Source organism: Microbacterium sp. Cr-K32 (assembly GCF_000708345.1).
GTDB lineage: Bacteria > Actinomycetota > Actinomycetes > Actinomycetales > Microbacteriaceae > Microbacterium > Microbacterium maritypicum_A.
Genome location: NZ_JARD01000027.1, coordinates 197184 through 205838, shown reverse-complemented (window position 1 = coordinate 205838; position 8655 = coordinate 197184). Strand labels below are relative to the sequence as shown.

General features: G+C 67.0%; 7 protein-coding genes. All 7 read right to left on the bottom strand.

The features are described 5' to 3' along the window. Positions 1 to 176 precede the first annotated feature (176 nt). Positions 177 to 1025: a type IV toxin-antitoxin system AbiEi family antitoxin domain-containing protein gene (locus GZ64_RS0114320; protein WP_051668076.1), complete on the bottom strand. Its 849-nt coding sequence runs from the start codon at positions 1023 to 1025 to the stop codon at positions 177 to 179. A gap of 231 nt (positions 1026 to 1256) precedes the next feature. Then, positions 1257 to 2036, bottom strand: coding sequence for a phosphate ABC transporter ATP-binding protein PstB (gene pstB / locus GZ64_RS0114315; protein WP_017828973.1), 780 nt, complete (start codon positions 2034 to 2036; stop codon positions 1257 to 1259). A 28-nt stretch (positions 2037 to 2064) separates the two neighbouring features. Continuing rightward, positions 2065 to 3168, bottom strand: coding sequence for a phosphate ABC transporter permease PstA (gene pstA, locus GZ64_RS0114310; RefSeq protein ID WP_029267231.1), 1104 nt, complete (start codon positions 3166 to 3168; stop codon positions 2065 to 2067). 1 nt (position 3169) lies between these two features. Beyond that, positions 3170 to 4120: a phosphate ABC transporter permease subunit PstC gene (gene pstC, locus GZ64_RS0114305; protein ID WP_021199103.1), complete on the bottom strand. Its 951-nt coding sequence runs from the start codon at positions 4118 to 4120 to the stop codon at positions 3170 to 3172. 92 nt (positions 4121 to 4212) lie between these two features. Next, complete coding sequence (pstS, locus tag GZ64_RS0114300; RefSeq protein WP_021199102.1) at positions 4213 to 5319, bottom strand: phosphate ABC transporter substrate-binding protein PstS; 1107 nt, start codon at positions 5317 to 5319, stop codon at positions 4213 to 4215. Positions 5320 to 5469: 150 nt separating this feature from the next. Further along, the gene (locus tag GZ64_RS0114295; protein WP_051668074.1) at positions 5470 to 6459 is read right to left on the bottom strand and encodes an NUDIX hydrolase; all 990 of its coding nucleotides are present in this window, start codon (positions 6457 to 6459) and stop codon (positions 5470 to 5472) included. Beyond that, positions 6456 to 8621 (bottom strand): RNA degradosome polyphosphate kinase, encoded by a 2166-nt coding sequence (locus GZ64_RS0114290; protein WP_029258690.1) that lies wholly within the window; start codon positions 8619 to 8621, stop codon positions 6456 to 6458. The genes GZ64_RS0114295 and GZ64_RS0114290 overlap by 4 nt, the downstream gene beginning before the upstream one ends. Positions 8622 to 8655: the final 34 nt, after the last annotated feature.

Sequence of the window (8655 nt, the reverse complement as noted above, 5' to 3'; positions counted from 1 at the left end):
CCGCCCGCCAACCTGCCAACCTGCCCGCCCGCCTGCCAAAACGGAGGGCACCCGTCGGCGGCACGGCGCGTCTGGCCGCGACACGCCCCGGCTCTCGCTCCTGATCTCCGTTTTGGCGAGTGCCGACCAGGGCTGAGGCTGGCGAGTGCAGACGAGGGCGAGGGTTCGCGGAGTCATCACACCGGCGCGAGGTGAGCCCCGCGTGCGACAGCGCCGCGGATCGCGGCCTCGACGAGAGGCCAGTCGTCGACGATCAGCTCATACGTGAATCGCAGAGTCGTGTATCCGGCGGCCGCAGCAGCTGCGTCACGCCGCAGATCTTTGCTCCGCTCCTTCTCCCTGGCATGGTTCTCACGGCCATCGGCCTCGACGATCAGGAAGTCGCCGATGACGATGTCGACCTCCCCGACACCGGAGACGGGCACCTGGGTCCTGACCGCGATCCCGATCCGGTGCAGCCGAAGCCGGATGAGTGACTCGAGTCCGCTGTCGGCATCTGCACGAGCGAACGCGACGAGCCACCGCATCGACGTCGGAAGATGGCGGCGAAGCCAGTTCAGCCCCGCGGGGGAGAGCAGTGATCGACGCAAGGCCGATTCGAGCGCGGCGAAGAACGTGTCCTCGCCACAGCACCCCGCGATCTGAAGGAGCGCATTCGGGACAGGGGCAGCCTCGCCGACGCGCGCACGACCCTCATCCCAGTGCAGCACGCAGGCGTCGCATGTCGATCGTGGAGTTCCCGCGGCTCCCATCCAGATGTGATTCGACGAAGGAAGACGGAGCACCCAGAGACCCTGCTCCGCTGCAGCTTGCGCACAGCCGATCGTGCCGCCGTGAGACGCCGCATGCACCCAGGCCTCCGTGGCGTCGGGGAGCGCATAGACGCCCTGGCGTGGTCGCAGCACTTCGCCGGAACGCACCGCACGCGAGAGCTCGTCGCGGCTCACTCCCCGTCGTCGAAGCTCCGACGTCCGTGCCATCCGCCCGAGCGCACTCAGCACAGGAGCGGCGCGCACGAAGGACATCGCCTGATACTGCCCTGAGCGCGCCGTCGGTCGAGGCCGAAACCGTACGAGCTATGGACAACACGCGGCGCCCCGCGACCGTGCAGGAGAAGTGCGCCTCGTTCGGGGAGGCCAAGACCCAGACCACCGAACGACCCGACGGCGTGTCAACGGGTGACACGCCGTCGGCGACTCAAGTGATCTGGGTTTTGGCGATGAAGCAGCAGGGGTGCAGCAGCAGGGACCCAGCGCTCAACCGAAGCGGCCGGAGACGTAGTCCTCGGTGGCCTGCACCGACGGTGTGGTGAAGATCGAGGTCGTGTCGTCGTATTCGATCAGCTTTCCGGGCTTGCCGGTGCCCGCGATGTTGAAGAACGCGGTCTTGTCCGACACGCGGCTCGCCTGCTGCATGTTGTGCGTCACGATCACGATCGTGAACTCGTTCTTCAGCTCGCCGATCAGTTCCTCGATCGCGTATGTCGAGATGGGGTCGAGAGCCGAGCAGGGCTCGTCCATCAGCAGCACCTGCGGCGAGACGGCGATCGCACGGGCGATGCACAGGCGCTGCTGCTGACCGCCGGAGAGGCCGGAACCGGGCTTGTCGAGGCGGTCCTTGACCTCGTTCCACAAATTCGCACCGGTGAGCGACTTCTCGACCAGGGCATCCTGATCGCTCTTCGACATGCGGCTGTTGTTGAGCTTCACGCCGGCGAGGACGTTCTCCTTGATCGACATCGTGGGGAACGGATTCGGACGCTGGAAGACCATGCCCACCTGGCGCCGGACGAGCACCGGGTCGATGCCGGGGCCGTAGAGGTCCTTGCCGTCGAGCAGCACCTCGCCCTCGACGCGGGCACCGGGGATGACCTCGTGCATGCGGTTGAGGGTGCGCAGGAAGGTGGACTTGCCGCAGCCGGAGGGGCCGATGAACGCGGTGACGCTGCGCGGCTGGATGTCGAGGGAGACGCCCTCCACGGCGAGGAAGTCGCCGTAGTAGACGTTCAGGTCGTTGACTTCAATGCTCTTGGACACTGCAGTTCCTTGCTTGTCGGGTCGAGGCTCAGCGGCCGGTCTTGGGTGCGAAGATCTTCGCGACGAGGCGCGCGATCAGGTTGAGCAGCATGACGATGATGATGAGCGTCAGAGCTGCGGCCCAGGCCCGCTCCACGTATGCCTCAGCGGGGATGCCCTGGTACGCGTACTGCGAGTATGTGAACACCGGGAGCGTCTGCATGCGTCCGCTGAACAGGTTGTAGTTCATCGCGTCGGTGAAGCCGGCCGTCAGCAGCAGGGGCGCGGTCTCTCCGATCACGCGCGAGATGGCGAGCATGACACCCGTGGTGATGCCGGCGATCGAGGTCGGGAGGACCACCTTGACGATCGTGAGCCACTTCGGCACCCCGAGCGCGTACGACGCTTCGCGCAGCTCGTTCGGCACCAGTCGCAGCATCTCCTCGGTGGAGCGCACGACGACGGGGATCATCAGCACGGCCAACGCGACCGAGCCCGCGATGCCCATGCGCACGCCGGGTCCGAAGATCAGCGCGAAGACGGCGTAGGCGAACAGACCGGCGACGATCGAGGGGATTCCCGTCATGACATCGACGAGGAAGGTGATGGTGCGGGCCATCCGGCCGCCCTTGCCGTATTCGACGAGGTAGACGGCCGTCATCAGACCGATCGGGATCGAGATGATCGCGGCGGCGAGGGTGACCAGGAGCGTGCCGATGATGGCGTGCAGGGCGCCGCCGCCTTCACCGAGCACTCCACGCATCGATGACGAGAAGAACAGTCCGTCGAAACGGGCGACGCCGTTGGCGACCACGGTGATCGCGACGGACACCAGCGGCACCATCGCGATGGCGAACGCCGAGGTCACGATTCCGGTGATCAGGCGGTCCAGCGCCTTCCTGGAGCCTTCGATGATGCGCGACATCACGTAGATGAGCACCAGGTAGATGACCGCGCCGAGAACGACGGAGCCGGCGATGTTGAGGTCGGATCCGCTGGCGAGGGCCTCGAGAGCGAAGGGCGTGAAGCCGATGAGGAGGGAGAGGGCGAGGAGCGCCCACGGCGACCAGCGGGGGAGGTGTCCCGAGCTGAGCGACAGCTGGGTGGGGGCCGCGCTCGCCGTGCGAGACGATTCAGGGGCGGTAACGGTCATGTCAGTTCGCTCCCGAGAATTCCTTGCGGCGGTTCACGAACCAGCGTGCGAGAGCGTTCACCGCGAACGTCACGACGAACAGGATCAGACCGGTCGCGATGAGGATGTTGATGTTGACCTGGTACGCCTCGGGGAACGTCAGCGCGATGTTCGCTGCGATCGTGGAGGGGTTCGTGGAGGTGAGCAGTTCGAAGGTGACGGCCTTGCTCACCGAGAGCACCATCGCGACGGCCATGGTCTCGCCGAGCGCACGGCCGAGGCCGAGCATGGAGGCGGAGACGATGCCGGAACGGCCGAAGGGAAGAACGGCCATCCGCACCATCTCCCAGCGGGTGGCGCCGAGGGCGAGGGCGGCCTCCTCGTGAAGGCGAGGGGTCTGCAGGAAGATCTCGCGGCAGATGGCCGTGATGATCGGGACGACCATGACGGCGAGCACCATCGCGGCGGTCAGGATCGTCCGTCCGGTAGGGGAGACGACGCCGTCGAAGAACGGGATCCAGGAGGCGTTCGTGTTCAGCCAGACGTAGATGGGCTGCACAGCGGGAGCCAGGACGAGGATTCCCCAGAGGCCGAACACGACCGAGGGGACGGCGGCCAGCAGGTCGACCACGTAGCCCAGGCCCTGAGCGAGCCGCCGCGGTGCGTAGTGCGTGATGAACAGGGCGACGCCGAGCGAGAGCGGCACGGCGAGCAGGAGGGCCAGGAAGGCGGCCCAGACCGTGCCGAACAGGAGTGGGCCGACGTAGTCCCAGAAGTTCGTCTTGAGGAGCGAGGCATCCTCGGCTGTCGCGGTGAAGGCCGGAATGGACTGCACGATGAGGAAGATCGCGACCGCGGCCAGCGTGATCATGATCATGGATCCGGCGGCGACCGCCGTTCCGGAGAACCAGAGGTCACCGGCGCGCTTCTTCGCGACGATGCGCGTCGACGCCGGCGAGGTCGTGGCTGTCATGGGAGCTGCTTCCTGCTCAGTGGAGATCGGGTGTCTGACGCGAGCAGACGGTCTCCGGGATGCCGCGCGGCATCCCGGAGACCGTCACTGGCTCACTTGATGAGGTCGATCGCAGCCTGAGCCTGCGTGCGCAGGTCGTCCGAGATCGGGGCGCTGCCGGCGTTGGTCGCGGCGGCGTCCTGGCCCTCGGCGCTGATCGCGGTGGTGAAGAACGCCTTGGTCAGCGCGGCGACGTTCTCGTCCTCGTACTCGGCGCAGCCGATGAGGTAGCTGACGAGGAGCACGGGGTACGCGCCGTCGGCGGTGGTGGTGCGGTCGATCGCGAAGGCGAGGTCGCCGTCGGTGCGGCCTTCCTCGATCTTCGAGGCGTCGAGCGTGGCGGCGGCGCCTTCGGCCGAGTGCGGCACGAACTTGTCGCCGACCTTGACGTTGACCGACGCGAAATCGGCGGCCTGCGAGGAGTCGATGTAGCCGATGAGGCCCTGTCCACCCTTGACGGCGTTGGCGACGCCCGAGGTCTTCTCTGCGGACTCTCCGGCGAGGTCGGCCGGCCACTCCTCGACGCTGCCCGCGGTCCACACGTCACCGGCGGTCTGCGCCAGGTAGTCGGTGAAGTTGCCCGTGGTGCCCGACTTGTCGGAGCGGTGGACGGGCGTGATGGCGAGATCGGGGAGCTTGGCGTCGGGGTTGTCCTTGGCGATCGCCGGGTCGTTCCAGTTGGTGATCTTGCCGGCGAAGATCGACGCGATGGTCTCGGGGTCGAGGTTCAGCTCGTCCACGCCGTCGAGCGAGAAGACGATGGCGATCGGCGAGATGTATGCGGGGATCTCGATGAGGTCGGAGCCGTCGACGCACGCGCCGAAGCCGCCGGCCGAGATCTCGTCGGTCTTGAACGCGCGGTCCGAGCCGGCGAAGTTGACCGCGCCCTGCTGGAAGGACTCGCGGCCACCGCCCGAGCCCTGCGGGTCGTACTCGACCTGGGCGTCGGGGTTGGTCTTCTGGAACTCGGCGGTCCATGCCTGGATGGCGACCTGCTGCGAGGAGGCGCCCGCGCCGACCAGGGAACCGCTGACGGCGGCGGTGCTGGAGGTGGGCTCGTCGGTGGAACCGGTGCCTGCTTCGTTCGCGGCACAGCCGGCGAGTGCGAGGGCGGCGACGGCGCCGATGGCGCCGATTCGTGCGATTCGGGAGATCTTCACTGTGGATCCTTCGATCTGGAATGGGTGGGGCCCGGTGCAGGGCACACAGTGACGCTATGGGCGACGGTTAACGAGACTCTCCCGAGCAGGTGAACGGCAGGTGAACGACGGGCGACTCTCTGGGGTGCTCCCGCGAGAAATCAGGGGACGTCAGACCTTGGGAATGTGCGTCTCGATCGCGATGATCCCGGATCCGGGGTTCGTGGCCGACAGGTGCACGACCGAGAACGCGGCCGGCTCGAGGTCTGCGGCACTGCTGAGATACGACCCCTGGATGGTGCCTGTGGCCAGGGCGATCTCGGAGAGCAGACCCGGAAGCACCGGCCCGTGGCTGCACAGCACCGCAGGCTTGCCGGCGCGGATGCGGCGACCGACGACCGCGCGCAGATCGGACTCGCCGTCCTCCCAAGCGTCCTGGCTGATCTTCTCCGTCTTCACGGGCTTGCGATCGAGTGCGCGAGCGAGAGGAGTGATCGTCTCCACGCACCGCACCGCGTCGCTCGTCACGATCCTGCGCACGCCGAAAGCGCGCAGCGGTCCGACGATCGACTTCGCCTGCTTCCGCCCGCGGTCGGTGAGTGGCCGTGAGGCATCCGACCCGTCCCACTCCGAGCGGGGCGTCGCCTTCGCGTGCCGCAGGGCGATCACCGGGAAGGTGCGCAGCACACCGTCGTCGACGAGGTTGGAGAAGAAGTCGAGGATCTCGAGGTCGACGGGGTAGCTCAGGCGCGCTCTCGCCTTCTTCACGCTCACCCACTCGAGCGCAGCGATCTCCCGGTTGGGAACGAACGTCGACTCCCGGATCGCGGCGTCGGTCGCCTCTGCGGCCCAGTAGTGCACGACCTTCTGCTTCTGCGACGCCAGGTGATATCGGCTCACACCGACCGAGACTCCGAGCGAGACCCGGATGCCGGTCTCCTCCTGCACCTCGCGCACGGCTGTCTCGGCGAGCATCTCCCCAGGATCGACCTTGCCCTTGGGAAGCGTGATGTCGCGGTACTTGGTGCGGTGGATCAGCAGGATGCGCAGCTTGCCCTCGACGAGGCGCCACACCACGGCTCCCGCCGCGTACACGGCCTTGTCCGTCCACTTCGAGTTCGTCGTGGTGCCGACCGGGAGCTGCAGCTGCCGCGTGTTCATCGGACCGCCCGCGCGCGACGACGCCGCTGGATCAACCCCATGGTCTTGTCCTGCAGGTCGATCAGGGGCTTGCCCTCCGCGTCGACGGCGTGGCGCTCCCAGACCCCTCCTGCACCGAGATGCCACGAGGTCGTGCCGGCATCCATCGCCAGGTCGAAGAACGTTCCGAGCTCTTTGAGGTGGGCGGGGTCGGTGACGCGCACCAGGGCCTCCACCCGGCGGTCGAGGTTGCGGTGCATCATGTCGGCACTGCCGATGTACACCTGAGGATCGCCGCCGTTCTCGAAGGCGAAGATGCGCGAGTGCTCCAGGTATCGACCGAGGATGCTGCGCACCGTGATGTTGTCGCTGATCCCGTCGAGGTCGGTGCGGAGACTGCAGATACCGCGCACCCAGACGTCGACCTTCACACCCGCCGCGCTCGCACGGTAGAGCGCGTCGATGATCTCCTCGTCCACCATCGAGTTCACCTTGATGCGGATGTGCGCGGGAATCCCCGCCTCGGCGTTCTTCCGCTCGGCATCGATCTGGCGGACCAGGCCCTTGCGCAGGTGCAGGGGGGCGACCAGGAGGCGCTTGAACTTCTTCTCGATCGCGTAGCCGCTGAGCTCGTTGAAGAGTCGTGTCAGGTCCTTGCCGACCTGCGCGTCGGCGGTGAACAACCCGAAGTCCTCGTAGATACGGCTGGTCTTCGGGTTGTAGTTTCCGGTGCCGACATGGGAGTAGTGCTGCAGCTTGCCGTCTTCCTCGCGGATGACGAGCGCGAGTTTGCAGTGGGTCTTGAGCCCGACGAGGCCGTAGACCACGTGCACGCCGGCCTTCTCGAGCTTGCGCGCCCAGACGATGTTGTTCGCCTCGTCGAAGCGGGCCTTCACCTCGACGAGGGCCAGCACCTGCTTGCCCGCCTCCGCCGCGTCGATGAGCGCCTGCACGATGGGGCTGTCGCCGGAGGTGCGGTAGAGGGTCTGCTTGATGGCGAGCACGTGCGGGTCACGGGCCGCCTGCTCGAGGAACGCCTGCACGCTCGTGGTGAACGACTCGTACGGGTGGTGCACCAGCACGTCCGACTTGCGGATCGCCTTGAAGATGTCCGCCCGGTTGCTCGATCCCGCGGGCTGGAAGGCCACGGCGGTGGTCGGCAGGTGCGGCGGATACCGCAGGTCGGGGCGATCGATGCGGGACAGGTCGAACAGACCGCGCAGGTCGAGCGGCCCGGGAAGCCGGTAGACCTCGAGGTCGGTGATGTCGAGTTCGCGGACCAGCAGGTCCATCGTGACATCATCCATGTCGTCGGTGATCTCGAGACGGATCGGCGGACCGAAACGTCGACGCAGCAGCTCGGCCTCGAGTGCCTGGATGAGGTTCTCGCTCTCGTCCTCCTCGATCTCCACGTCCTCGTTGCGCGTCAGACGGAACGCGTGGTGGTCGAGCACCTCCATGCCGGGGAACAGATCGCCCAGATGATTGGCGATGAGCTCCTCCAAGCGCAGGAAGCGCTTGATCTCGCCGCCTCCCGGAACCTCGACGAAGCGCGGGAGCATGGGGGGCACCTTGAGCCGAGCGAACTCCTGCCGTCCGGTGCGGGCGTTGCGGATGCGGATCGCGAGGTTCAGCGACAGCCCCGAGATGTAGGGGAACGGATGCGCCGGATCCACGGCGAGCGGCATCAGCACAGGGAAGACCTGGGCTCCGAAGTACTCCGACAGCGCGGAGCGCTCGCCGTCTGTGAGCTCGGACCACTCGGTGATCTCCACGCCGGATTCGGCCAGAGCCGGACGCACGAGCGAGGTCCAGGCATCCGCGTGCCGCAGCTGCAGGGCGTGCGCCTCGCGCGAGATGTCGGCGAGCGCGTCGACGGGGGAGCGGCCGATGTTCGTGGGCACCGCGAGACCGGTCATGATGCGGCGCTTGAGGCCCGCGACGCGCACCATGAAGAACTCGTCGAGGTTGCTCGCGAAGATCGCCAGGAAGTTGGCACGTTCGAGTTCGGGAAGCGAGGGATCCTCGGCGAGCTCGAGCACGCGCTGGTTGAAGGCGAGCCAGCTGAGCTCGCGATCCAGGTAGCGGTGGTCCGGGAGCTGGGAGTCGTAGGACTCGATGGCGTCGAAGTCGTCGTCTTCGGCGTCACCCAGCCCGGCGTCGGCGAGTGCGGGATCGATCATGGGGTACATCTAAGCACCGAGAGGTGACGCCCGT